At 61.3% G+C, this 25,162-nt stretch carries 22 protein-coding genes; 4 read left to right on the forward strand and 18 right to left on the reverse strand.

All coding sequences use genetic code 11. From position 1 onward, the window contains the following. Nucleotides 1-168 precede the first annotated feature (168 nt). Both DXC18_RS09495 and DXC18_RS09500 read left to right on the forward strand, forming a co-directional pair. On the forward strand, nt 169-498 hold the full coding sequence (locus tag DXC18_RS09495) for a type II toxin-antitoxin system HicB family antitoxin (protein ID WP_117716972.1): 330 nt from the start codon (nt 169-171) through the stop codon (nt 496-498). A 128-nt stretch (nt 499-626) separates the two neighbouring features. After that, complete coding sequence (locus DXC18_RS09500; RefSeq protein WP_117716973.1) at nt 627-1,223, forward strand: 5-formyltetrahydrofolate cyclo-ligase; 597 nt, start codon at nt 627-629, stop codon at nt 1,221-1,223. Between the two features lie 24 nt (nt 1,224-1,247). On the opposite strand, the gene metA is transcribed toward DXC18_RS09500, so the two are convergent. Next, nucleotides 1,248-2,174, reverse strand: a complete 927-nt coding sequence (gene metA, locus DXC18_RS09505; RefSeq protein WP_117716974.1) for a homoserine O-succinyltransferase — start codon at nt 2,172-2,174, stop codon at nt 1,248-1,250. A 211-nt stretch (nt 2,175-2,385) separates the two neighbouring features. Between metA and DXC18_RS09510 the strand changes: the two genes are divergently transcribed. Beyond that, entirely contained in the window at nt 2,386-3,363 is a 978-nt protein-coding gene (locus tag DXC18_RS09510) for an L-lactate dehydrogenase (protein ID WP_117716975.1), read from the forward strand. Nucleotides 3,364-3,495: 132 nt separating this feature from the next. Here the strand turns inward: DXC18_RS09510 and DXC18_RS09515 are convergent, their stop codons facing one another. From DXC18_RS09515 to DXC18_RS09570, 12 genes are all read right to left on the reverse strand, one after another. Continuing rightward, nucleotides 3,496-4,464, reverse strand: a complete 969-nt coding sequence (locus tag DXC18_RS09515) for an SIS domain-containing protein (RefSeq protein WP_117629031.1) — start codon at nt 4,462-4,464, stop codon at nt 3,496-3,498. 144 nt (nt 4,465-4,608) lie between these two features. Further along, a complete protein-coding gene (locus DXC18_RS09520; protein WP_117629032.1) occupies nt 4,609-5,364 on the reverse strand; it encodes a GntR family transcriptional regulator in 756 nt (251 codons plus the stop codon). Nucleotides 5,365-5,366: 2 nt separating this feature from the next. Then, the gene (locus tag DXC18_RS09525) at nt 5,367-7,340 is read right to left on the reverse strand and encodes an ATP-dependent DNA helicase RecQ (RefSeq protein ID WP_117583849.1); all 1,974 of its coding nucleotides are present in this window, start codon (nt 7,338-7,340) and stop codon (nt 5,367-5,369) included. Between the two features lie 419 nt (nt 7,341-7,759). Then, nucleotides 7,760-8,479: a GntR family transcriptional regulator gene (locus DXC18_RS09530; RefSeq protein WP_117716976.1), complete on the reverse strand. Its 720-nt coding sequence runs from the start codon at nt 8,477-8,479 to the stop codon at nt 7,760-7,762. 104 nt (nt 8,480-8,583) lie between these two features. Further along, nucleotides 8,584-9,591, reverse strand: a complete 1,008-nt coding sequence (locus tag DXC18_RS09535) for a YitT family protein (RefSeq protein ID WP_117583851.1) — start codon at nt 9,589-9,591, stop codon at nt 8,584-8,586. A 353-nt stretch (nt 9,592-9,944) separates the two neighbouring features. Continuing rightward, nucleotides 9,945-10,574: an HAD family phosphatase gene (locus DXC18_RS09540; protein WP_158552061.1), complete on the reverse strand. Its 630-nt coding sequence runs from the start codon at nt 10,572-10,574 to the stop codon at nt 9,945-9,947. A 160-nt stretch (nt 10,575-10,734) separates the two neighbouring features. After that, nucleotides 10,735-11,727: an SIS domain-containing protein gene (locus tag DXC18_RS09545; RefSeq protein WP_117637431.1), complete on the reverse strand. Its 993-nt coding sequence runs from the start codon at nt 11,725-11,727 to the stop codon at nt 10,735-10,737. A 189-nt stretch (nt 11,728-11,916) separates the two neighbouring features. Continuing rightward, entirely contained in the window at nt 11,917-12,750 is an 834-nt protein-coding gene (locus DXC18_RS09550) for a PTS system mannose/fructose/sorbose family transporter subunit IID (RefSeq protein WP_117640939.1), read from the reverse strand. A 13-nt stretch (nt 12,751-12,763) separates the two neighbouring features. Then, nucleotides 12,764-13,558, reverse strand: coding sequence for a PTS sugar transporter subunit IIC (locus tag DXC18_RS09555; RefSeq protein WP_117716978.1), 795 nt, complete (start codon nt 13,556-13,558; stop codon nt 12,764-12,766). Between the two features lie 36 nt (nt 13,559-13,594). Then, complete coding sequence (locus tag DXC18_RS09560) at nt 13,595-14,518, reverse strand: PTS mannose/fructose/sorbose transporter subunit IIAB (protein WP_117716979.1); 924 nt, start codon at nt 14,516-14,518, stop codon at nt 13,595-13,597. 183 nt (nt 14,519-14,701) lie between these two features. Then, entirely contained in the window at nt 14,702-15,784 is a 1,083-nt protein-coding gene (locus tag DXC18_RS09565; RefSeq protein WP_117716980.1) for a DMT family transporter, read from the reverse strand. 293 nt (nt 15,785-16,077) lie between these two features. After that, nucleotides 16,078-17,070 (reverse strand): SIS domain-containing protein, encoded by a 993-nt coding sequence (locus DXC18_RS09570; RefSeq protein ID WP_117716981.1) that lies wholly within the window; start codon nt 17,068-17,070, stop codon nt 16,078-16,080. A 205-nt stretch (nt 17,071-17,275) separates the two neighbouring features. Here DXC18_RS09570 and DXC18_RS09575 point away from each other — a divergent pair, with 205 nt between their 5' ends. Then, nucleotides 17,276-17,998, forward strand: coding sequence for a GntR family transcriptional regulator (locus tag DXC18_RS09575; RefSeq protein ID WP_117716982.1), 723 nt, complete (start codon nt 17,276-17,278; stop codon nt 17,996-17,998). Nucleotides 17,999-18,019: 21 nt separating this feature from the next. Here the strand turns inward: DXC18_RS09575 and DXC18_RS09580 are convergent, their stop codons facing one another. The 5 genes from DXC18_RS09580 to nth form a co-directional block, all read right to left on the reverse strand. Continuing rightward, a complete protein-coding gene (locus DXC18_RS09580) occupies nt 18,020-18,610 on the reverse strand; it encodes a GNAT family N-acetyltransferase (protein ID WP_117716983.1) in 591 nt (196 codons plus the stop codon). 78 nt (nt 18,611-18,688) lie between these two features. After that, on the reverse strand, nt 18,689-19,714 hold the full coding sequence (locus DXC18_RS09585) for a low specificity L-threonine aldolase (RefSeq protein WP_117716984.1): 1,026 nt from the start codon (nt 19,712-19,714) through the stop codon (nt 18,689-18,691). A gap of 45 nt (nt 19,715-19,759) precedes the next feature. After that, complete coding sequence (locus DXC18_RS09590; RefSeq protein WP_117716985.1) at nt 19,760-20,623, reverse strand: phosphatase PAP2 family protein; 864 nt, start codon at nt 20,621-20,623, stop codon at nt 19,760-19,762. A gap of 56 nt (nt 20,624-20,679) precedes the next feature. Then, entirely contained in the window at nt 20,680-24,312 is a 3,633-nt protein-coding gene (gene mfd / locus DXC18_RS09595) for a transcription-repair coupling factor (protein WP_117716986.1), read from the reverse strand. A gap of 157 nt (nt 24,313-24,469) precedes the next feature. Then, nucleotides 24,470-25,135: an endonuclease III gene (nth, locus tag DXC18_RS09600; RefSeq protein ID WP_089573232.1), complete on the reverse strand. Its 666-nt coding sequence runs from the start codon at nt 25,133-25,135 to the stop codon at nt 24,470-24,472. Between the last annotated feature and the right edge of the window lie 27 nt (nt 25,136-25,162).

Below are 25,162 nucleotides of genomic sequence, written 5' to 3' on the forward strand. Positions count from 1 at the left end.
TCGAAATTTATCGATGGCCTATTTCAGACTGTAATGGGCAGGCGCCTTTGCGGTGGTTCGAACATGGGTGTCTGCATCAGATATAATTTGCAACTGTAATATAGTTGCAGCTATGAAGCGGAACGCCTTGGAACATCGTTCGCTTTCTGCAAGATGTCGGAGGTAGTCATGAGTAACGTTTTGGCATACAAGGGTTATTTCGCCCCGGTCGAGTTCGATGCCGAACAGCATGTGCTAACAGGTATGGTCGCCGGCATTAGGGACGCAATCGTATTTGAGGGCTCCACGGCTGACGAAGTTGAGCAATGCTTCCACGACGTCGTCGACGATTACCTTGAGTTTTGCGCCGAGAAGGGCAAAGAGCCCGAGCGGGCTTTTAAGGGCTCGTTCAACGTAAGAACGGGCTCTGAGCTCCACAAACAGGCGGCGCTGGCAGCGGCAAAGAAGGGCGAGTCACTCAATAAGTTTGTGACTGAAGCGATCGCTGCGGCGCTATAGCGTTAACGCATGGGCCAAAACCACCACAAAGGGGACAGGCACCTTTGTGGTGGTTTCGACATTTGCCCAGATAAAACCTGCCAAAATAAACCTGTCCCTTTTTGGCAGGTTTGCTAGAGGAGGCTGGGATGGACAAGGCTGAGTTGCGGCGGGTGGTGATTGCTCGGCGCGATGCTCTTGATTTGGATGTGCGGGCGGCGAAGTCTGCCGTTATCTGTGCGCGACTCGTTGAGCTGTTGGATCGCTTGGGTACCACGGCGCCGCACACCGTTGCCGTCTATGCCGCGATGGATTCCGAGGTCGACCCAGCCGCGTTTGCCGCTGCGGCCGCCAAACGTGGCTGGCGCGTAGCCTATCCGTGCATGCTCTCGGCAACAGACGCCGTGGCTTGCGGCCAGCGCATGTGCATGCGGGCAGTTGCTGCCGGCGATGCGTCCGAGGCCCCGTTTATCGCCCGCCCCACGCGGGCCTTCGCAGCCATGAACGTCGACAGCGACCACTTCCCCATCGTGCCTGCCAAGGCTCTCGACATGATCGTCGTGCCGCTCGTAGCCTTCGACCACGCCGGCGCGCGCCTGGGCTACGGCGGCGGCTGCTACGACCGCTACCTGCCCATGCTCTCGCCCGCATGCCAAATCGTCGGTATCGCCTTTGACGAGCAGCGTGTCGATCACGTTCCCACCGATGTCCACGACCTGCCGCTACCCCACATCATCAGCGCCTAACGGCTGGCGCACCTCCCGACAGGCCTAGTGCTCTTCGCCGGCGCGGGCCAGGTCGTAGGGTGTGGTCTGGTAGACGTAGTAGTTGAGCCAATTGGTGTAGAACAGCTGAGCCTGGCTGCGCCAGACGTTACGCGGCTCGGCGGTGGGGTCGTCACCCGGGAAGTAATGCGCCGGCACCTGAGGGTTGAGGCCGCGCTTAACGTCGCGCTCGTACTCCAGACGCAACGTGTCGGTATCGTACTCGGGATGGCCAAAAACAAAGAAGCGACGGCTGTCGGTCGACTTGACAATGTACAGGCCTACCTCGTCGGACACGGCCACGACTTCAAGCTGCGGCTCGGCCTCCACGTCCTCGCGACGCACATCGGTGTTGCGCGAATGCACGGCATAGAAACGGTCATCGAAGCCGCGGACCAGCGGGCTTTGCGGCTTCACCAGATAATGCTCGAACACGCCGCTCGCCTTTGCCGGCAGGTCGTGCTTCTGGATACCGTAGTGATGGTAGAGCCCCGCCTGTGCGCCCCAACAAATATGCAACGTAGAGTGCACGTGCGTGGTGGACCAATCCATGATCTGGCAGAGCTCGGGCCAGTAGTCGACCTCCTCGAACGGCATCTGCTCCACCGGCGCGCCCGTGATGATCAGGCCGTCATAGTGGATGTCGCGGATGTCGTCGAACGTGCGGTAGAACGTCTCCAGGTGGCCGGCACTCACGTGCGTGGCCTCGTGCGTTTTGGTGCGCAGCAGGTCCACCTCCACCTGCAGCGGCGTGTTGGAGAGTTTGCGCATGATCTGCGTCTCGGTGGCGATCTTGGTGGGCATGAGGTTGAGGATGAGCACGCGCAGCGGACGGATGTCCTGGTGCAGCGCGCGGTACTCGGTCATGACAAAGATGTTCTCGCTCTCGAGCTGCGCGGCGGCAGGGAGGGCGTCGGGGATGCGAATGGGCATGGATGCTCCTTACGAGTCAGTTGCAGCTATGGTACAACGAGCGGCCCCATCCGCGCGAGCACATCGCCCGGCGATGTCGCCAGCGGCCCAAATCACTCCAAAAGTAGAGATTAAAGCATGTCCCAAAAATCTACTTCGCTTTAGCCTAGCAAAGTGACGGCAGAAGGCTACAATGGTTCGACGCGAGAAACTCGGCCGAAAGGATACATATATGTACCAGACGCGTAAGATCGGTGTGGTCGGCCAGGGCCACGTAGGAGCACATGTCGCCAACAGCCTGCTCATGCAGGGCATTGCCGATGAGCTGTACCTGTGCGATATCAACGAGACCAAGGTGACATCCGAGGTCCAGGACCTGCGCGACTCCCTTTCGTTTGTCCCGTACAACACCAAGATCGTCAACTGCTACGACCACTACGAGGAGCTGGCCTGCTGCGACGTCATCGTCAACGCTGCCGGCAAGGTCGCGCTGGCCGCCGGCAACCGCGACGGTGAGCTGTTCTTTACCACCGACGCCGCCCGCAGCTTTGCCAAGCGCATCGTCGACGCCGGCTTTGACGGCATCTTCGTGAGCATCTCCAACCCCTGCGACGTCGTGTGCACCGAGCTGTGGCACCTGACCGGCTACGATCCCAAGAAGATCATCGGCTCGGGCTGCGGCCTGGACTCCGCCCGCCTGCGCACCGAGATCTCCAAGAAGGTCGGCGTGAGCCCCAAGTCCATCGACGCCTACATGATCGGCGAGCACGGCTTTAGCCAGCTGGCCGCCTTTAAGTCCGCGACCATCGCCGGCAAGAGCCTTAACGAGCTTCAGGCCGAAAACCCCGACAGGTACGCCTTCGACCACATGGAGATCGAGGAGCTCGCGCGCAAGGGCGGCTATGTGACCTACCAGGGCAAGCAGTGCACCGAGTACGCCGTCGCCAACTCCGCCGCGCGCGTCTGCGCCGCCGTGCTGCACAACGAGCACGCCGTGCTTTCCGCCTCCACGCTCATGACCGGCCAGTATGGCGAGGAGGGCATCTTCACCTCCCTGCCGTGCGTGATCGGCGCCGAGGGCGTCGAGGAGGTCTACACGCTCGACCTGTCCGAGTACGAGCTCGAGGGCTTCCACAAGAGCTGCCAGCACATCCGCGACAACATCGCCCAGCTCGACTGGTGGGACACCGAGGCCTACGACGCAAAGTAGGCCGCTGGCTGCCGCAACCTTGCGAATCTAAGCGCGATACTAAGCGGGCCGCGCCGGAAATCCCCGGCGCGGCCCGCTTTTTTGACTCACGCAGTGCCCTTGCGAATCGAAGGTGAATGGTTTTCCCGTTACTTAGTACTGCTCGATGCCCATGTAGCGACGGATCTCGGGGCTGTGGTCGAACACCTTGCCGCGGGCGGCGCGCAGCTCGCAGCTCATCGCGTAAAAGAAGATCGGCTCCAAGAACGAACGCACGCTGGCAGGTACCTCGCCCACGCCGTACTCGAGCGCATCGAGCACCATAATCGTATCGGTGTGCGTGTTGAGGAACGCGAGTGCACGCTCCTCCATGGGGCGGCACTCACCCGATCCGAGCTGCACAAAGTAGAACACGCCGGGCTCGGTAGCCTCGAAGGGGCCGTGGAAGTACTCGCCGGAGTGGATATAGCAGCAGTGCTGCCACTGCATCTCCATGAGCGAGCAGATGGCCATGGCGTAGGTCTGACTAAAGTTGGGGCCGGACCCCAGGATATAGAAGAACTTGTGCTGCTGGCAGAGCTCGGCAAAGCGGGCGCCCAGCTCGGCGTTGACCTTCTCGCGGGCGGCGGGCAGCAGCGCATCCATCTGCTTGAGGCCTTCGTACATGTCGGCGAGCGCCTCGTAGCCTTCCTGCTGGTCGAGCAGCTCGGCGGCGATCAGAGCGCCGATGCCCTGCGGCACCTCGGCCTGCGACACACCCTCGCCCCAGGGGTAGACCCAGGTGGTCCACTTGCCGTTGTCGATCTTGGAGCCCTCGCAGTCGGTGAGGGCGACGACCTCGGCGCCGGCAGTCAACGCCATCTCGCAACCGTCGATGACCTCCTGCGTGTTGCCACTGTGGCTGCAGGCGACGACGAGCGACTTCGGCCCCAGGCTCTTGGGGGCCATCAGGCAAAACTCGCGCGCGGTGTAGACCGTCGAGGCAAACGTAGTGGCCTCGCGCTTGAGCAGCTCGTTAGCCGGCATCAGGTCGATCATCGAACCGCCGCAGGCGATCCAAAAGACGTTCTCGATCTTACCCTTGCGCTCGATAATTTCCTGAATCAGATCGTGTGCGTTCACGGTGACGCTCCTCCTTGTGTGGCGGCTTTGGACGACGGCAGCTCGTACCTGCAGTCGTTCTATGTTGTTCTATTTATAGCATGCGAGCTGTCGCAGGTGAAGTCATTTCAGCAAATTTGTTCTATGTTGTTCTATCTATGGACGTTAGATGTCGAACACGTAGCGCGAGCCCACGATCTTTTGGCGCCCGAGCAGCAGGGGCCGCTCGTCCTCATCGGTAAAGTACGCCTCCATATAGAAGAGTGGCTCGCCGGCCGGCACCTCCAACAGCGGGGCCGCCTGAGCATCGGCAAGCGCAATCTCCACGGTACAGGGGTCGGACTTGAGCGGCGCGCGGCCCGAATGCTCGGCAACGAGCGCAAAGATCGAGTTATCGGTGAGGTCCTTATCGGCAAGCGTCTGCAGGTAGGGATGGTCGGCCAGCACAAAGGCGTTGTTCTCGAGCATGACGGGCACGCCATCCGCCGTGCGCACGCGCTCGACCACGATGAGCTCGCAGCCGGGCTCCACGCCAAAGAACGCCGCATCCTCGCGCGTCGCCGCGACCACCGTACGCGACACCAGACGCGCTCCGGCCACCATGTCGTTGGCGGCACAACCCTCAGTAAAGCTCTGGACGTCACCTTTCTGGACAATCTTGCGCTTGAGCTTGGGAGCGCACACAAAGGTGCCCCTCCCCTGCTGTCGGTTGAGATATCCCGCGCGCGACAGCTCCTCGATGGCGCGACGCACGGTGATGCGTCCCACGCCGTAAGACTTCGCGAGCTCCATCTCGGAAGGAATGCGCGAGCCGGCCGCATACACGCCGCGCGCGATCTCGCCCTTCAGGTCGTCCATGACCTGCTGGTACAGCGGTACGGCGGATACGCCAGCGCGGTCGGTTTTATCGTCGGTTGCCATCGTTACGCTCCATCCCGCGCATGCTCGGACTCAAACTCTTCAATCGCCGCCATAAACTGCTCGCCAAAGGCATCGGCCTTTTTCTCGCCGATGCCGTTGACCTGAATCAGCTCGTCGCGCGTTTGCGGGCGCAGGCGGCACAGGCCGCGCAGGGCCTTGTCGGAAAAGACCATGTACGGCGCCATCTCGAGCTCGGTCGAGATCTCCTTGCGCAGGGTACGCAGGCGCTCGAACAGCTCGGCATCGTCGCCCACGCGCGGGCGCTGATCCAGCTCGGCCTCCTCGCGCAGCAGATCCACCGCACGGCGAGCACGGGCCGAGGCCTTGCGCTTGGACGCGCGACGCTTAACGGTAAAGGCAAACGCCTCGTCCTCGACCTCGCCGGCACGCGGACCCAGGCCCACGACAGGGTACTGCCCCTGCGAGGTGGCCAAATAACCGCGGCCGCACAGCTGGCCGATGATGTCCTTGATGCGGCCGACCGATTCGCTCGACAGCCCACCATAGCCGCGGTCCTCGTCCAGATGCATCTGGCGAATGCGCTCGGTGTTGCCGCCGTGAAGCACATCGGCGATGAGCGACTTGCCAAAGCGCATGGGGCGCGTGGCCACATAGCGCACGGCGGCGCGAGCCATACCGGTGACGTCCTCGACCTCGAACTGCGTGAGGCAGTTGCTGCAGTTGCCACAGCCCTCGGCCTCATCCGCGGCGGCGCCGCCCACGGCCGTATGCTCGGCCGCGGCCTCGTCGCCAAAGTAGCGCAGCATGTATTCGCGTAGGCAGCCGGTGGTGTTGCAATAGCCTTCCATCTGACTGAGCAGGCGATATCGGTTCTGGAGCGCCCACGCGCGCTGCTCGTCGTCGAGCGTCTCGTCGGCCGCATCGCCGCGGTCGATCAAAAAGCGGCGCATGCGAAAATCGTTGCCGTTCCACAGCAGGTGGCAGCTGGCCGGATCGCCATCGCGGCCGGCGCGGCCCGCCTCCTGGTAGTAGGCCTCGATGCTCTCGGGCACGTTGTTATGGATGACGTAGCGCACGTTGGGCTTGTCGATGCCCATGCCAAAGGCGTTGGTGGCAACCATCACCTGAATATCGTCGTCGATAAAGGCGCGCTGGCTTTGGCGGCGGGCGTCATTACCCATGCCGGCATGGTAGCGGCCAACGCGAATGCCGCTGGGACCCAACGCCTCAGCAAGCTCTCCTGCCAGCGCATCAACCGTCTTGCGAGTCGAGCAATACACGATGCCGCTCTCGCTCGAATGCGCGATCACATAGTCGCGCACCCACGCGGTCTTAGCCTTGTCGCCCATCTCCTCGCAGCCAAAGTAGAGGTTCTTGCGATCGAAGCCCGTCACCACCGTCGCCGGGTTTTGCAGGCCGAGCATCTGCTGAATGTCCGCACGCACGCGCTCAGTCGCTGTAGCGGTAAAGGCCGCCACGATGGGGCGCTGCGGCAGGGAATCGATAAACTCGCGAATCTGCAGGTAGGCGGGGCGGAAATCCTGACCCCATTGGCTCACACAGTGGGCCTCGTCAATGGCCACGAGCGGAACGCCGATGCCGCCTTCGGCCGCAGCTTCCTGCGCAAAGGCCAGAAAACGCGGCTCGAGCAGGCGCTCAGGTGCCACATACATAAGCTGGTAGCGACCCTCGCGCGCCCGCTTGCGCACGGTATTTTGCTGAGCCGGCGTAAGGCTGGAGTTGAGATAGCTGGGGCGCGCGCCCGCCGCAAGCAGTGCGCGGGTCTGGTCCTCCATAAGCGACAGCAGCGGACTCACCACAAAGGTGATGCCGGGCAGCATGAGCGCAGGCACCTGGTAGCAAATGGACTTGCCGGCGCCCGTGGGCATAACGCCCAGCGCGTCGCGGCCGGCAAGGATCGCATCGACCATGCGGTCCTGCCCCGGGCGAAACGAGGTGTAGCCAAAATAGGCGCCGAGCGTGTCGAGCGCCATCTGCTGCATGCTATCGGTCATGGTTTCCTAACGTCCAAGTCATCTGCCGCCGATTATACGCCGCCATGCGGACCGGTGCCCCACGGTTGCCGGCCACGCTCATTCTGCGGTAGTCATTGGGGACGTTCTTGAATGACTAGTCGTTTAAGAACGTCCCCAATGACTACCACGGCAACGCCGATGTTTTGGCGCAGACAGCGAAAGCCCGTCAGAGCGAGCAAGGTGCCTTGAAACAAGGCGGCATTGATCTTCTGATCATGCCGCCGAAGTTGAAAGGCAGATTGCCGCTCTGGCGGGCTTGCAGCGTCGAGCCGTTACGCGGTTTGGTAAAACCGCGTAACCAAAGGCGCAGCGTCGACCGGTCCGCCGTTCGCTAGAACGGCGGAACCAAGGGCGCAGCGTCGGCCCGTTGCGCGGTTTGGAAAACCGCGCAACTAGAGCTACATGACCATAACGTAGCGCGATCCCACGTAGTACTGCTTACCCATCAGGACCGGCTCGCCATTGGGTCCGATAAAGCCGGCGCGCAGGTTGAGCAGCGGATCGTGCGGAGCAATGCCCAGCTCAGCCGCCTGCTCGGCGTTGGCGCGAACGGCTTCGACCGTACGGTAACCAACCGAGACAATCGGCGTTCCGCCAACACGCTCGACCTCGGCAAAAATCGACTTGTCCTCAAGATCGGCCGTCAACAGCTCACGGTAGGCGTCAAACGGCACAAAGATGTTCTCTTCAAAGATGGGCTCGCCGTCGGCAGTACGCACGCGCTTGATGTGCAGCAGCAGCGCATCCTTCTGCAGGCCAAAGAACTCCATCTCGTTTTGGCGCGCCGGCACAATCTGGCGATCGATTACGTGCGCACCGGCCTTCATGCCGTTATCGGCGCAAAGCTCGGTAAACGTCTGCAGCGTCGAGGCGTGAAATTGGCGATTGATGTGCGGCGTGGAAACAAAGGTGCCACGGCCCTGCTGCTTAACCAGGTAGCCATCGGAGCACAGCTCCTCGACGGCGCGACGCACCGTAATTCGGCTCACCTCGTACTGCTCGGCTAGCTCGAGCTCGGACGGAATACGCTCCTTGGGTGCATAAACACCTTTCTCGATCGCATCCTTGATCTCGTCGTAAATCTGCTGGTAAAGCGGTGCATTTTTGGGTGCAGGCATATCTAATCACTCTTATCGAAATATTGAAATAACTAATACGTATATAACGTCTAGTTTCATGTTACCTCATAATGATAAAACGATACACCGCATACAGCAAATCCTTACCTGCCGTCGTCCTGTTGCAGGCTGTCCTGATCGATGAGGCGCGCCTGCCTGCTGGCCATGCGCGCGGGCTTGTCGGGATCGGGCACGGCCGTGGGCATGGGCTCGTCGACATGACCGCCCCACCAGCCGCCCACAAAGTTGAGCGTATGGAACACATTGATCACGGCGCCGGGATCAATGTCGCACACCAGCTTGATAATGTCCTGGCTCTCGTAGGTCGAGACAACGGCATGCAGCAGGTACATCTTCTCGCGGCTGTATCCGCCAATGACCTCGGCACAGCTAATGCCATGCTGAAAATGGTCAACATAGGCGGTCATGACCTCGTCGGCCTTGCGCGTCGTGATCTGCAGCGTCACGCGATCGTAGCGACGATAGAAGCTGTCGATGGTCTTGGTCGAAATAAACTGGAACACGATGGAGTACGCCGCGTTGTCCCAGCCAAACATAAAGCCAAAGATCGCCAGGATAAAGCAGTTGAAACCAAAGATAACGCCCCAGATGGTCTTGCCCGTGTGGTTGGAAACCCACAGCGCGATAAAGTCGGTGCCGCCGGTGGATGCGCCGGACTTAAGCGCGATGGCAGCGCCCAGACCCGAGACCACGCCACCAAAAATGATGAGCATGATCTTGTCGCCCAAAAACGGCGCGAAGTGAAAGACGTTGAGGAACAGCGACGAGAGCATGACCTGCATCATCGAGAAGATGACGAAGCGCTTGCTAATGCCGCTCCAGCACAGGAGCGCCACGGGGATGTTGAGCGCGAGCATGCCGAGCGAGATGTCGATGTGAACGCCGCCGAGCGAGGTGACGCGATCGAGCAGGACCGCGACGCCGGTGAGGCCGCTCGGAAGCAGGTCGGCGGGGCGAATGAACGCCTGAATCAGAAATGTCTGGAGAACGGCGGAGATGGTGACCGCCACGGCAGTAATGGCGCGGCGGACGATGGTGAGACGGCCGAGCACGAGCACGCGGTCCGTGAGCTGATCGATGGCGTTCGCCACGTAGGCTCCTTTCGAAGGCAGATGTAATTGTGGGGCATGCCGGCGATTGTAGCATGGAGCGCGAGAGGGCGCTTCAATTCACCCTCTCTCGACAACCAAAACGAGCCAGCAGCTCCCCAACCAAAGAGCCAAATTCTAAGTGAGTAGACTTTTCGCGATCTACCAAGCGCACTCAAAACAGCCACCTCTCCGACCTGCGGTTTTACTAAGGCAGATACGCTTTGTGCTCGGCATGTGCCAAAAAGTCTACTCACTTAGTCCGAGTCGAAGCCAAACGGATCTAAATCAAAGCCAAAATGAGCCAATCCACCGCAAGAGACGTGTGAATCCGCACTTCTTGCGGCGAATTGACGCTACAAAGCGGTCAGAATGTCGGCGAGGTTGTCGATGACGGCGTCGGCTCCCGTTTGGTCCAGGTTAACGCCCTCGTGCGGACGCAGTGCCAGGACGCGCGCGCCGGAGCGCTTGCCGGCCTCGATGCCCAAAGGCGAGTCCTCGATAACCAGGCACTCGGACGGCTCAACATCCAGTGCCTCCATGGCACGCAGGTAGATCTCGGGGTCGGGCTTAAATGCACTGCACTCGTGACCGCTGATGGTGTAGTCCAGCACGTCGGTGATACCGGCAATCTCCACCAGCTCGTCAATGAGCTCGCGATAGGACGAGCTCGCGATGGCACACTTGACGCCGCGCTCGTGCAGCTCGCGCATCACCGGCTCCGCCTGCTCGTTGAGCAGCTCGGCATACGGAACAGGGTGAACCGGGCTGTAGACCTGCTTGTACTCAACGCGCAAGCGCTCGCGCAGCTCAACATCGTCGGGCACCAGCGACTTCCAGATGGCAGGCTCGTTAGACCCCGAAAGATCGGGGATCTCGTCAAAGTGGAACCCCTTTTCCTCCATAAACGCCACGCGGCGACGGTTGTAGAACCACTCGGTATCGACCAGCACGCCGTCCATATCAAACAGCACTGCCTTGATCATACGCATCTCCTCCCACCCGCCAAAAAGGGACAGGTTTATTTTGGTAGGTTTTATCTGGGGTTTTGCGGCGCGACGGGCGCGCCCTCCCCAGAGCAAAAAAGGGGACGGGGCGCAAACCCCATCCCCTCTCAATCAACCTGTAAGGTCTACTTACTTGTGATTAGTAGGAAAGCTTCCACATGTAGCGACGCATGGTCAGCGGGTGCTGACGGGCCTCGGCGATCTGGTTGCCGTACTCGCGCATAACGGCGAGGTGCAGCAGCGGGTTGAAGTAGGTGACGACGCTTGCCGGCACGGCGTCGGCCAGACCGTAGTCCTTGGAGTCGATCAGAGCGACCTTGGCGCCCATGCGCTTAAGGAAGGTGAGGGCGCGGGCGTCCATCGGACGGGTGGCACCGTCGGACATGAAGAAGACGTAGGGCTTACCCTCGGTGGAAACCTCGAACGGGCCGTGGAAGTACTCGCCGGTGTTGTAGGCGGCGGCATCGATCCACTGCATCTCGGTGAACAGGAAGGCGGCGTGAGAATAAGCCATCTTCTCGGAGGCACCGGAGGCCATGAAGTAGATCATCTTGTCGTCCTTGAAGTCCTGGGCGAACTGCTTGGCAAGACCCTTGGCGGACTGAGCGGCGTTCTCGCAGAGCTCGAAGACGTTGGTGAGGCCGGTGATCATGTCCTCGTAGTGGTCATAGCCTTCGGTCTGCTGAAGGATCTCGAGTGCAAGAGCGATGGCGTAGCCGGGCTTCTCGCACTTGGCAGCGTAGTTGGCGTGGAAGCCGTGAACGATGACGTGGTCGGCGTCGACGGTCAGAGCGGAGCCAGCCTTGTTGGTAAGGGAGACGACCGGGCAGTTGTGCTTCTTGGCGGTCTTGTTGGCCTCGACAGTCTCGGGCGTGGAGCCACCGAGGGAGCAGGTGATCACGAAGGTGTGCTCGTTGACCCAGGAAGGCGTGTCGTAGTTGAACTCGTTAGCGGTGAAGATCTGAACGTTCAGCTTGTCCGTGTTGTTGGCCAGGAAGTACTTGGCGGGGTAAAGGTCGGACATGGAAGCGCCGCAGCCGACGAAGGCGACGCTGTGGATCTCGTGGTTGGACAGGACGTCAGCGACGATCTGCTTAGGGAGGTTAAGGTCGATCTCGTACATCTGACACATTCCTTTCGATTTTTTGCGGCGCCACATTGCCGGACGCACGCAGGGTTACCGTAGTTAGGACCGAGTCGCCGGCCCGTTGAGGATGTGACAAGGGAACTGTCCCTTTGACACATTTAGGGATGGAAGCCTGCCTGGGGTATGGGATGCCAGGCAGGCCCCCGGGGAAAGCGGTTAGACGCTTGGTCGCGACTAGGCCAGGATGCCGGCCGCGGAGAGGGCGATGCCACCCACGATGGCGATCACGAGAAGCCAACCGGTGTTGACGTTCTTCTTGATGAGCCAGTACATAAGGCCGGTGAGGCCGAGGGAGATCATCTGGGGCATCATGCCGTCCAGGATGTCCTGAATCACGACGGTGCCCTCAGCGAACTGCAGCGGGGTGGTGGCGCCGATCAGCGTAGCGATCATGCCGCCCACGGACATAAGACCCACGATGCCGCAGACATACATGAGCTTCTCCATGAGGTCGCCGCCCTGGAGCTTGCTCAGGTACTCGTGGCCGCCCTGATAGCCGATCTTGGCTGCGAACCAAGTGATCAGCACAGAGGGGACGATGGAGATGAGCATGGCCAGGATCGGGCCCATGATGGAGCCCTGTTGAGCCAGCTGAACGCCCAGGCCAAAGGCGATAACGCGGATGGTGCCCTGGAAGAAGGAGTCACCGATGCCGGAAAGCGGACCCATGAGGGAGGTCTTGACCGCGTTGATCGAATCGGGGTCGAAGTTCTCGGGATCCTTGGCGTACTCCTCCTCCATGGAGGCGGCGAGGCCCAGGATGAAAGCGCTCGTCTGCGGGGTGCAGTTGTAGAACGCCATGTGACGGTGGTAAGCCTCTTTCTTAGCAGCGAGCTGCTTGGGGTCGGACTCGTCCGGATAGAGGCGATCGAGCGTGGGGACCATGCCGTAGAGGAAGCCCATGTTCATCTGACGCTCGTAGTTCCAAGAGGCCTGGATGGCCCAGGAGCGCCAGAAGAACTGGCTGACCTTCTTGTTCAGGGACACGTCCTTGGTTGCGGTTGCCATAGTGTGTTCCTCCTTAGTCTTCGTCGTCTTCGAGCGGATCGTAGTCGGAATCGACACCGGCGGCTGCATGGGAACCGTTGAACTTGAAGCCCATGAAGACGATAGCCAGGCACACACCGATCAGAGCGACCGCGATGACGGACAGGTCGAGGTAGGCGGCGAGCAGGAAACCGATGAACAGGAACGGAGTCATACCCTTCTTGATCATCATGGTGAGCAGCAGGGCCAAGCCGTAGGCGGTCATGATCTTGGTCGAAACGTTCAGACCAACGGACAGCCACTCGGGAACCATGTTGACGATGGCCTGAACCAGGTCGGTGCCAACAAAGACGGCCAGGAAGATCGGCAGGAAGTACATGATGGCGTACAGACCGGAGCCGGCGCAGATGTGCATACGGTAGGCGGTCTTGAAGATACCGTTATCGATCGCGCTATCGGCCACATGGGTGAGGGCGGCGATGATGGAACGGAACACGATGCCGAGGAGCTGACCCAAGACGGCGACCGGGATGGCGATCGTCATGGCGGTCTCAGCAGAAGCATCGGTCAGGCACGCGAAGGCAGCTGCCACGATGCCGCCCAGGACCATATCGGGCGGAACGGCGGCGCCGACCTGCACCAGGCCCATGGACACGAGCTCGACGGCGGCACCGACGGCAAGGCCGGTGGGCACATCGCCCAGCAGCAGACCGACGAGCGTAGCGCCAACGAGGGGCTGCTCGAAGTTAAGACGACCGAGCAGGCGGGAGTCCCACATGCAGAACACGCCGACGAGGCCGACGAGCACCGCACTGATGAACGTATTCATACCCTTCTCCTTTCAGTCAGGCAAAAGCCTGGTTGATTACAGCTTGGCGTCGATGTCGACGCTCTGATACGTAGGGGTCTGCTGGACGTAGAGCTTGATGCCCATGTCGAGCAGCTGGTTGACGTCGGCCTTCTGGGTGGCGTCGAAGAAGACGGAGCTGTCCTTGCCGCCGACCTGTTCGGCACCGTCGTGGTTGGCGGTGGCGCCCAGGTTGATGGCGTCGAGCTTGTAGCCCTGGCAGAACTGCAGCATCTCGGCAGTGTTGCCAAAGACGAACATGACGCGCTCGCCGAGGGTGTTGAGCTTGTCCATCTTGGCGAGGGCACGCTCGACGGTGAAGACGTTCAGGCGCACGCCCTGGGGCTTGGCCAGCTTAAGAGCGCCCTTCTTGATGTCATCGTTGGCGGCAGCGTTGTCGACGACGATGATGCGCTCGGCCTGAACCTTGGTGGTCCAGGTAAAGACGACCTGGCCGTGCAGCAGACGGTAGTCAAGACGTGCGAGGACGATCTTGGCGGGACCGGAGCTGTGACGGGGTGCCTTGGCCTTCTTGGCGGGAGCCGCGGCGGCCTCGACCGGTGCGTTGGGGTTGGTCAGACCGGTGCGGGCCTCGTTGATGAGGGCCGCGAGCTCGGCGCCCTTGACGGGGACGGGGCTCATAGCGAGCGTGAGCGCCAGCGGGATGTTGAAACCGCTGACAACCGTGAACTTCGTGCCGTTCTTGGAAAGCTCGACCATGCTGTTGTTGACCGAGCTGCCGAGCATATCGGTCAGCACATAGACGGTGTCGTCCGCGTTGAACGTGGCGATCATGGCGTCCACCTTATTGGTGATGGGCTCCTTGTCGTCACGAGCAAGCGACACGACGTGGACGTTCGACACGTCGCCGAGAACCATCTCGAGCGTGTCTTTGGCGCCTGCGGCCAGGCCGCCATGAGATGCGAGAATGATCTGATTCATCTTGCCTCCTCCTTTTCGTTATGGTCATTATAACGTCTTATACGTTGCGGATATTGCTAATTAGTATAAAGACCGTTCGCGGGTGAAAATCGACCGTTGACGGGTTTAACGTACTTGAAACGTTGGGGCTGGGTAGGCCGGCGCTGGCTGGATAATCCCAGGTCGGACGCCGTGCGCAATCCCTTATCGCACGAAGTACCAGGGGCTTTCCTGCACGGTGGGCTCCAGCGCGATGCCGGTGCGTTCCTTAAACAGATCCATGTCCTGCGATTTCTCCGTCCACCACGCATTGGGCTTAAAGGTCATACTCTCAACGACATGACCGACAAACACACTGTTGCGCAGCCTGGAGAAGTCGGTGTTCATAATCAGGATGGACGCGAGCACCAGCACGATGCCCAGAACCTTGATCGCACCGGCGGGCTCGGCGTAGACACCAATGCCCAGCAGCACGGTGACGACCGTCTCGAATGACATTACGACGGGAACTTTCGACGTCTCGAGCCCCATGGACAGACCCTGCATATATAAGACATAGGCCACGGCTGTGGGGATGAGTCCAAAGCCAAGGAACAGCAGCAGCAGCTGTGGCGACATTGCCGCGGCGACATCTGGCCACGGAGCCGCGATAGCCGCCATAACCGCACCGCCAAAAACAAGGCCCCAAAACGTGACAGCCAGCGGGTGGACCGTCTTGGTTGCTATCCGGCTAAACACCGCGAGCGACGCGCCACAAAAGCCCGCAATCACGCCCGACGTGACGCCCCAAACCGAAAAATGAAAACCGGAAAGGTCGCCATCGGTCACTGCAAGTACACATCCACCTATGTTAAAAGCGATGGCAACGAGCTTGTTGGGAGTCACATCCTCGCGATAAAGCACGCGGCCGAGCATGACGCCAAACACCGGCGAGGTGTAGAGCAGCACCGAGGCCGTGGACATGCCCACCTCGCCCATGCACTCGTAATAAAGCGTGTTAGCGGTGGCGAGGCCGATAATGCCAAGAAGCGCACAAGGAACAAGCTCTTTAGGACTTGCCTTGAACAGTGCCAGGGGACCCGATGCCTTTCCCTCACGAGCACCTCCCTGGCAACCCATGAATGCCAAGACCGGAGCCATTAAGACGGCACCCGACAACAAGCGAAAGGCAGCCATACTCTGGGACGTAACGCCCATGGCCGAGATGCCGTTTACAAAGATTCCGATGCTGCCCCACATAAGCGCGGCGATCAGCACCAGCACATAGCCCAGATTGCTTTTCTTCAACGCAGCCTCCTCGGTATTGTTTCCAATATGTTTCACACTACGTTATAGTCGTTATATACATTTTTCAAGGCACAAATCGCCAAACGGGAAATCTCTAGACAAAGGGAGTGTCCCGCCAGCCACGGTATCGTCGATGTTTTGGCAATGTCAGCGAAAACCAGCCAGAGCGAGCAAGGTGCCTTGAAGTGAGGCGGCATTGACCTTCTGGTCATGCCGCCGAAGCTGAAAGGCAGATTGCCGCTCTGGCGGGTTTGCAGCGTCGAGCGGTTACGGCGTTTGGTAAAACGCCGTAACTAATACTCAAGCTTCCACATGTAGCGGCGCGTCATGTAGTCCTTGTGGGTAACGGCAGAGAGTGCACGCATGTACACGTTGTTGAGGATCGGGGCAAAGATCAGGTGGTTGAAGTACTCGCTCACGCTGTCCTTGATGTCGTTGAGGCCGAGCTCCTTGGCGTCGAGCTGATAGACGCGCTCGCCACCGTACTGATTGACAAAACGGATGCCGCGCTCGTCGTTGCAGCGGCTGCGGCCGACGCTGATGAGCTGGAACAGCGAGGTACGCTTGTCCAGAATCTCGAAGGGGCCGTGGAAGAAGTCGCAGGTGTTGATGGTGCAGGAGTCGATCTGCAGCATCTCCTGCACGTTGCAGATGCTAAAGACGTAGGCGGCACCAAAGAGCGGGCCCTGAGCCATAACGTTGATGCAAGGCTTGTCGGCGTTCTGCTCGGCCCACTTGGCTGCGAGCGGACGGGTGTACTCGACGGCCTTGCGATAGATGGGATCGACCAGGTCGAAGGCGGCCATAGCGGTCTCGTACTCGGCATAGCCCTCGGTCTGCTGCGTGAGCTCCACGGCGATCATGGTCACGACGGCGGAGTTGGTGCGCCCCATGCAAGACTCGTCGACGGCCAGGCTGTCGTACTGAATCTTGTAGTCGCAGACCTCGGTGAGGGCGGACTCGTCAACATAGATGGCGATGGTGCTGGCGCCGTGGTTCTTGGCGACCTGGGCGGCGACGATGGTCTCCTTGGTGCCGCGCATGGACACGACGACGGCCAGGGTGTTCTCGCTGACGTAGGCAGGCGTGGCGTGCACGAACTCGTTGCTGGTGTAGCTGGAGCTCACGACCTGCGTGGCCTCGTGCTCCATAAAGTACTGGGCAGGATAGTTGCCGCCGTTGGATCCACCGGCGCCAATCCACACGACGCGCTTGATGCCGCCCTTGTCTGCCTTGTCAGCCAAAACCTGGGAGACGACGTCCTTAACCTGTTCCTGAGTAGTCATCGTGCATCAGCCTTTCTTCTCGTTTGATGCTCTCGATGGCATACAAGTTACATACATGTTTTGGTTATGTCAACTAGTTGTATGCTATATTTATCTTAGATATTTTGCTGGTAAAGTTTTCGGCAATCCATTATCAGCGGTTTTGTTGTCATGTTGGATACATGCTTGGTTCAGTAAGCATACAGGTTAGATACAGGTTGTTCGCATGAGCACTTCGTCGAAAAAGAACTTGGCCCAATACGAGCGTCTGGCGGGTACGCTGCGTGACCGCATCGCCGCCGGCATCTACGCGTGCGGAGACAAGCTGCCGTCCGAGATGGAGCTCATGGACGAATCGGGGCTGTCGCGCAGTACCGTGCGCCACGCGCTTAAGGTGTTAGTTGACGAGGGCTTGATTCGAACCGAGCGCGGGCGCGGCGCCTTTGTGGCCGACACGCCGGCGCTCCACGAGAACAACTTGGTGTTTTCGAGCTATACGGCGCAGATCCAGGGACAGGGCATGAAGCCCACCACGCGCACGGTGGACTCGGGCTTTGCCAAAGCAATGGGCAGCGTGGCCAAGTTCTTTGACGCTAGCGTGGGCAGCAAGCTTGTCAAACTTGTCCGCCTGCGTTACCTGGACGATGCGCCGCTGTGCCTGGAGACCACCTATTTGCCGCTAAGCTTTGGGTCGCTCATCGATCGCGATATCAACGGTTCGCTCTACGCCACGCTGCGCCAGGAATTCCATCGTGCGCCGGCGCAGGGGCACAAGACCTTTGAGGTGTGCTATGCCTCACAAAACGAGGCATTTTTGCTCAACGTCGAGCGCGGGCAGGCGCTGATCCTGATCACCGACTACGTCTATGACACCGACGGCCGCCCGCTCCACGTCTCCAAACGCATCCAACGAACCGACCGCGCCAAATACACCGAGCCCATCGGCTAACCTGCCAAAATAAACCTGTCCCTAAATGGTAGGTTTGGGGAGGTCGGGGAACCAGGTTGGTTTGGGTTGGTTAGGGACGCGCTCGGCCAGGACCAGCTCCATCCAGCACATGTCGTACCAGCGGCCGAACTTTTGGGCGCAGCGGTCAAAGGCACCCACCAGGCGATACCCCATATGGGCATGGAAATCCTGGCTGTTGTGCGTCAGATACTCGTCGTCCTTATCGTGCGGCACGGCGATGAGCGCGCACATGCTGGTGATGCCCATCGCGACCAAGCATTGCTTGAGCGCGTCGTGCAGCCTGCGGCCCAGCCCGCCGTGGCGCACGTCGCGCGCCAGATAGATCGACGTCTCGACCGACCAGTCATAGGCCTCGCGGCTGTTAAGCGCGCTCACATAGGCATAGCCCACTGGGTGCCCGTCCAGCTCCATCACCAAATACGGGTAGCGCTTGAGCGTACGCTCGATGCGCCCGGCGAACTCCTCAACGCTCGGCACCTCGTATTCGCAGGTTATCGCCGTCTCGCGTACATATGGCTCATAGATGGCAAGCAGCGCCGGCGCATCATCGGGCGTCGCCAGGCGAATTGTCGGCTCGGACATCTCGGGCATACAGCCCCTCCCCCACAAAAGCAAAGGCCGCCCTGCGCCAAACCCAGGCGTAGGGCGGCCCCTCGTCATTACATCAAGCTACAGGACAGCCGCCAGCGCGTCGATGTCCTCCTGCGTCGTGGCCCAGCTGGTGCAAAAGCGCACCACGGTGTGGGTCTCGTCGTACTTTTCCCAATACTCGATCGCGGCATGCTCGCGAATGCGCGCCATGTCCTCGTTGGGCAGAATCACAAACTGCTGGTTTGTGGGCGTCTCCAAGAAGAACTGGTAGCCGCGCTCGTGCAGCACGCGACGAAGCGCCTGCGCGGTTTCGATCGCCTGGCGACCAATCTCAAAATACAGGCCATCGGTAAAGAGCGCCTCAAACTGCACGCCCGTCAGGCGGCCCTTGGCCAGCAACGCACCGTGCTGCTTAATGCGCGGAATGGGATGCGCCGGAGCGTGCATGCCGCAAAACACCACGGCCTCGCCGCACAGAGCGCCGCACTTGGTGCCGCCGATGTAGAACACGTCGCACAGCTGTGCCAGCTCGGGCAGGGTGATGTCGCACTCGTCGGCTGCCAGCGCATAGGCCAGGCGGGCACCGTCCACAAACAGCGGAATCTCGCGCTTCTGGCACACCGCATGAATTGCCGCGAGCTCGGCCTTGGAGTACAGCGTGCCGTACTCGGTCGATAGGCTCACGTACACGGCGCCCGGGAACACCGTGTGCTCGTAGCTCTCGTTTTCGTAGAACACCTGGATATAGTTCTCGAGGTCCTCGGCGTGCATCTTGCCCTCGTAGCCGGGGATGGTGAGCACCTTGTGGCCGCCAAACTCGATGGCACCAGCCTCGTGGCAGGCGACGTGACCAGTCTCAGCAGCAACGACGCCCTCGTAGGGCGCAAGCAGCATGTCGATCACCGTCGCGTTGGCCTGCGTGCCGCCCACCAGAAAAAACACGTCGGCATCGGGGGCCTGACAGGCCTCGCGAATAAGGTGCTTGGCACGCTCGGTGTGTGCATCGGTACCGTAGCCGGGCTGCGGCTCCATATTGGTGTCGACGAGCGCTTGCAGCACTGCCGGATGTGCGCCGTGAGAATAATCGTTGTTAAACGCGAGCATGGCAATCCTCTCTTACCGGGTATCGGCCAGATGATTCAGATGGGGCTATTGTACGCCGCCCGGATAAGCAATGCGCGCGGCAAGACACTCGAGCGCCAGCACCAGGGCAAAGCCGCAGCTCACGTCACTCAAAAAATGCGCTCCGATCACGATACGGCCAAAGGCGACAAGCGCCGCGACCACAGCGGCGACCCAAAAGACCACGCGGCGGCGCGACGGCTTTTCCTTAAAGGTCGCCGCGGGAAGCCCGGCGAGCATAAGGCCGATCGCCGCGTGCGCGGTGTGCCCGCTTGCAAACGACTTGAAGCCGTCCTTGATCACGCCGGCGGCAATAAAGGCCCACTTGTCGGGGTTACCGATCACCCACCACGGCTGAAAATTGAGCCCCGGCGTGACCTCGATCACGCGCATGCGCGGGCGCGACCACAGCGGCTTGACGATCACGTTGAGGATAATGGCCTGAGCGACCCACACGGCAAGTACCATCAACGCCCAGCGCGTGAGCTCATCGGGCGCGGTGTCGCGCGTAAGGCGATAGGCAATAACGTTAACCGCAATGACCAGCACAAACGTCAGCACCAGCTGAAACGCGATGAGCTTGCCGCCGACGCGCAGCGATCCGATAATCTCGTAGCCGACCAGACCCACGTTGATCAAAACGCCCAGCGCAGCGAGCCATTTGCTCCCCCTGGAATCGGGGCGTGCCGAGCGCACGAGCATAACGCCCGCGATGCTCGCCGTCAGCTCGAACGGCAGCTCGCCGGCCGCCTCGACAAAGCGACCGTACATGCTGCCGATGTTGAACAGCGCGCTCGAAATCTGATAATCGAAGAAACTGCCCACGCCCAGGCAGAGGGCAAGGATAACCGCGATAGCAGCGGCGTCTTTCTTATAGATGTATCCGAACATGCTTTCCTTTCGATGGAACCAGATTGCCCAAATGGGGCGTTTGCAGCGTCGACCCGTTAGTCATCGTCGCTCGCGCCCAGCTGCTGCAGCAGCATGAGCGCCGCAGCCACGGGGCCGGCGCCGTCGTTGGCGTCGAGGCCGCGACCCAGGCCGCTGCCCGCGCCGGCGCCCGCCTTGTAGGGCACCGACAGCTTGCGGCTCTTGGGGAAGTTCACCGCGCCATAGCGATTCTTGAACTCAAAGGCTACCTTCTTGGGAACGTCAACCCCCAGAAAGGTAATGCGCCCACCGCTGAGCGTGACGCTCTCGAGCCCCAGGCGCTCGCCGCGAATGCGGATGCGCGCGCGGTTGAACAGGTTGAGTCCCGCCAACGGCAGCTCACCATGCGCAGCCTCGGTCTCCTCCTGCACCTCATCGATGCTCTCCAGGTCCTCGGCCGCCGCAAGTTTGCGGTACACGAGCACGCGCTGATCCACCGCCGGCATGTACTCCTCGGACAAGAAGTAATCGGCCGGCAGGTTGATGCCCACGCTCGCCGCCTCCACGCCGGCATCGTCATCGCCGCGCGCCTCGGCCACGGCCTGTCCCAGCATCTGCGTAAACAGGTCGAAGCCCACGCTCGACAGGTTACCGTGCTGTTCGGCACCCATAAGCGAACCGGCGCCGCGGATCTCCAGGTCGCGCATGGCGATGCGCATGCCGCTGCCCAGGTCCTGGAACTCGGAAAGCGCGGTCAGGCGTGCCGTGGCCTCCTCGGTAAGCGGCAGCTCGCCTGGGAACATAAAGTACGCGTATGCCTGCGTGGCTGAGCGGCCCACGCGGCCCTTGAGCTGGTAGAGCTGTGCCAGGCCCAGGCGCTGCGAGTCCTCGATGATGAGCGTGTTGGCGGTCGCGTTGTCGATACCGCTCTCCACGATGGTCGTGGCGATGAGCACGTCAATCTTCTTGGTCGCGAACTCGATCATCACGTCCTCGACCTCGCGCGGGCTCATCTTGCCGTGCGCCACGCCCACGCGCGCCTCGGGCGCGGCCTCGTGCACGCGCGCCACGGCGTCGTCGATGGTCTTGACGCGGTTGGACACGTAATACACCTGGCCGCCGCGGCCCACCTCCAGGCGAATCGCCGCGCTCACCACGTCGGGATCGTACTCTCCCACGTGCACGATCACGGGGCGGCGCCCGGTCGGCGGCGTGGTGATCAGGCTCATGTCGCGCACGCCGCTCGTGGCCATCTGCATGGTTCGCGGGATGGGCGTGGCCGAAAGCGTGAGCACGTCGATCTGCTCGCGCAGGTTCTTGAGCTGCTCCTTGTGCTGCACACCAAAGCGCTGTTCCTCGTCGATGATCACCAGGCCCAGGTTCTTTGGGTTCACGTCGGCCGAAAGCAGACGGTGTGTGCCGATCAGCACATCGATCGTGCCCTCGGCAAACGCCTTGAGCGCGCGCTTTTGCTGCGCCGGGGTGCGGAAGCGGCTGAGCACCTCGACCTCGAGGCCAAACGGGGAAAAGCGCTCAAAGAATGTCTCGTAGTGCTGTTGGGCCAGAATGGTCGTGGGGCAGAGCACCATGACCTGGCGGCCGGAGTCCACGCACTTAAAGGCTGCGCGCAGGGCGACCTCGGTCTTGCCGAAACCCACGTCGCCGCACAGCAGGCGGTCCATGGGCTTGGGTGCCTCCATGTCGGCCTTTATGTCGGCGATAGCCTCCAGCTGGTCGCGCGTCTCGTCGTAGGGGAAGCTCTCCTCCATCTCGATCTGTTCGGGCGTATCGGGCGGACAGGCGATACCGGTAATCGAAGAGCGGCGCGTATACAGGTCGACCAGGTCAAACGCCAGCTTTTTGGCATTCTTGCGCGCCTTGTTGGTGGCACGCGTCCAGTCGGCGGTGTTGAGCCTGGTCAGGCGCGGCTTGTCGCCGTCGGGACCGACATAGCGCGTGATGCGGTCGACCTGCTCCAGCGGCACATAGAGTTTGTCGCCGTCGGCGTATTCCAACAAAAAGTAGTCGCGCTCCTTGCCGCCCACTTCCTGGCGCGCGATCTCGCTAAAGAGCGCGATGCCGTGGGTGGCATGCACGACGTAGTCGCCCGGCTTAAACGGGAAGGTGATCTGCGTAATGTCAACCTTTCGGCGGCTACGCGCGCGGTTGGCATCCATGCGGGCGTTAAGGTCGGCGATCGAGAACACGGCCAAATTGGCATCGGGCACCACCACGCCCTGCGGCAAGGCGGCATCGACAAAGGTCACGCGTCCGCGCGAGATAGTGGGCACGGCAGCACCGGCGGCAGCCTGGGCGGCACCCGCCTCGAGCGAGCGAGCGTTGAGCGCGTCGGCGCGGCGCTCGCGAATGGAAGCATGGGCCTCCTGGCGCGCGGCACGGTCGGCGGAATCCGCTGCTGCCACGCGCACGCGGTCGCCGATAGCGCCGGCATTTTCGGGGGCGGCCGTCAGCGACTCCTCAAAGGTAACGCCCTCGTCGCCAAAGGTGAGCTCCATCGACTCGCGCGCACCGCGGTCGGGGATGGCAAACACGCAGGCATAGCGCTTGCCCACGACCTCCTGGATGCGCGTCATAAAACGGTTGTCCGAGCCTGCGATGGCAGGCTGCTCAATCTTGAGCTCAGCCGCCACCGCACCGCCGGCACGGATGAGGCTCACATAGTTCAGGCGTTGCTGGGAGCCAAAGTCGAGTTGCTGGGCACGCACGTACAGGCCGTCCAGACGGTCGACCCCCGCCTCGCCGGCACGCGCCTCGATATCCTCGTAGGCGCGCAGGCAATCGTCGAACAGCGAGCGCGGCTCGGACAGCACCACGAGCGCCTTGCCGCTCACGTGCGACAACGGGCTCACGGTCTGGCCGTACATCACCGGCAAAAAGCGGTCGAGCTCAGGCGTGACGATGCGCGCATCCACCATCTCGAGCAGCGCCGCCAACTTGCTGTCGTCCTGGCTGGCGCGATAGAGCGCCACATGCATGTTGTGGACCGCCTCGTCGGTAAGTGCCAGCTCGCGGCACGGGAAGATCTCGATACTGTCCTCGTTGCCGATGGTCTGACCCGTTGAACTCACCATACGGCGGATGCGGTCAATCTCGTCGCCGAAAAACTCAATGCGCACGGGCGCCTTTTCCTGCGCGGGAAATACCTCGACGGTGTCGCCATGCACGCGGAACAGGCCGGGCGCGTCGGCGGCGCCGGCATTGGTGTAGCCCATGCCCACCAGGCGCTGCGGTACCTCGTCAAAAGGAATCTCCTCACCCACCGCAAAGGTCGTCGACTCCCAGTAACAGCTCTCGACCGGCGGCACACAGCGCAGCAGCGCGCGGGCCGAGGCGACCATGATGCAGTTGTCCCCGCGCACGATGCGCCCGAGCGCCTCGCAGCGCTGGGCCACCACGGCATCGTCGGGCGCCTGCTCGCGCCAAGGGTAGTCCTTGCGCTCGGGAAAGCGGCACACGTGCGCCAGGCCCACATAGGCGGCCAGACTGCGTGCGGCGCGATCGGCCGCATCCTCACCACTCACGATGTAGACCGTGGGGCGCGGACGACGCGCAAACTGGGCGGCCGCCATGAGCGTTCGGCCCGACTGAGACACGGCCAGCGTCACGTCCTCGCCAGAATCGAGCCCGGCCTCGACGGTCTGCAGTGCCTCGGCAGTGTAGAGCTGCGCGGCTATACGGTGAATGAGCATGCTGTTCCTCCGGCATTGCAACGCCAAAAGCCCGCCGAGGCATGCTCGGCGGGTCGTTCGTCAAATTCGTTGCCTGCCATGGTAACGCATGGAGAGGACTCCAGCTCAAGCGTACGCTCAGCCCCGCAAAAAACGCCAGACGAAGATGCGTTCCGCCCTACCCCGTCACACGCACGCTGGGGCACAAATCTGCCAGCGGACACTCGTCGCACTTGGGCTTACGGGCATCGCAAATCTCGCGACCAAAGGTGATCCATTGGTGGTTGACCGACTCCCAATACTCGTGTGGCAAAATCTTGAGCAGATCTTGCTCGGTCTTGAGCGGCTCCTTGGCATGCGTCTTGGGGCTCAGCATCAGGCGGTGCGCGATGCGGTTGACGTGCGTATCCACCGCGATGCCTTCCACGATGCCAAACCCAACGTTGAGTACGATGTTCGCCGTCTTGCGCCCCACGCCCGGCAGCTTTACAAGCTCCTTCATGTCGGCCGGCACCTCGCCGCCGTAGTCGGCAACAATCATCTGCGCAGCCTCCACAGCATGCTTGGCCTTACTCTTATAAAAGCCGAGTGACTTAATGGTGTCCGCCACGTCGGTCACACTTGCCCCCGCCATGGCCTCGGGCGTGGGCCACTGGGCAAACAGTTGGGGCGTCACCTTGTTGACCTGCGCGTCGGTCGTCTGAGCCGAGAGCAGTACCGCGATGAGCAGCCTAAAGGGATTCTCGTGGTCCAAAAAGCACTCGACCGGTCCATAGCGGCGGTTGAGGCGCTCGCACACCTCAACGGCGCGTTCGCGTTTGGCGGCATTGGTCTCGCGTGGCATAACGACTCCTCGGCTCGGCAGAAACAT

Origin of the sequence: Collinsella sp. OM08-14AT (genome assembly GCF_003438115.1) — a bacterium.
In the GTDB taxonomy this organism is placed as follows: Bacteria; Actinomycetota; Coriobacteriia; order Coriobacteriales; family Coriobacteriaceae; genus Collinsella.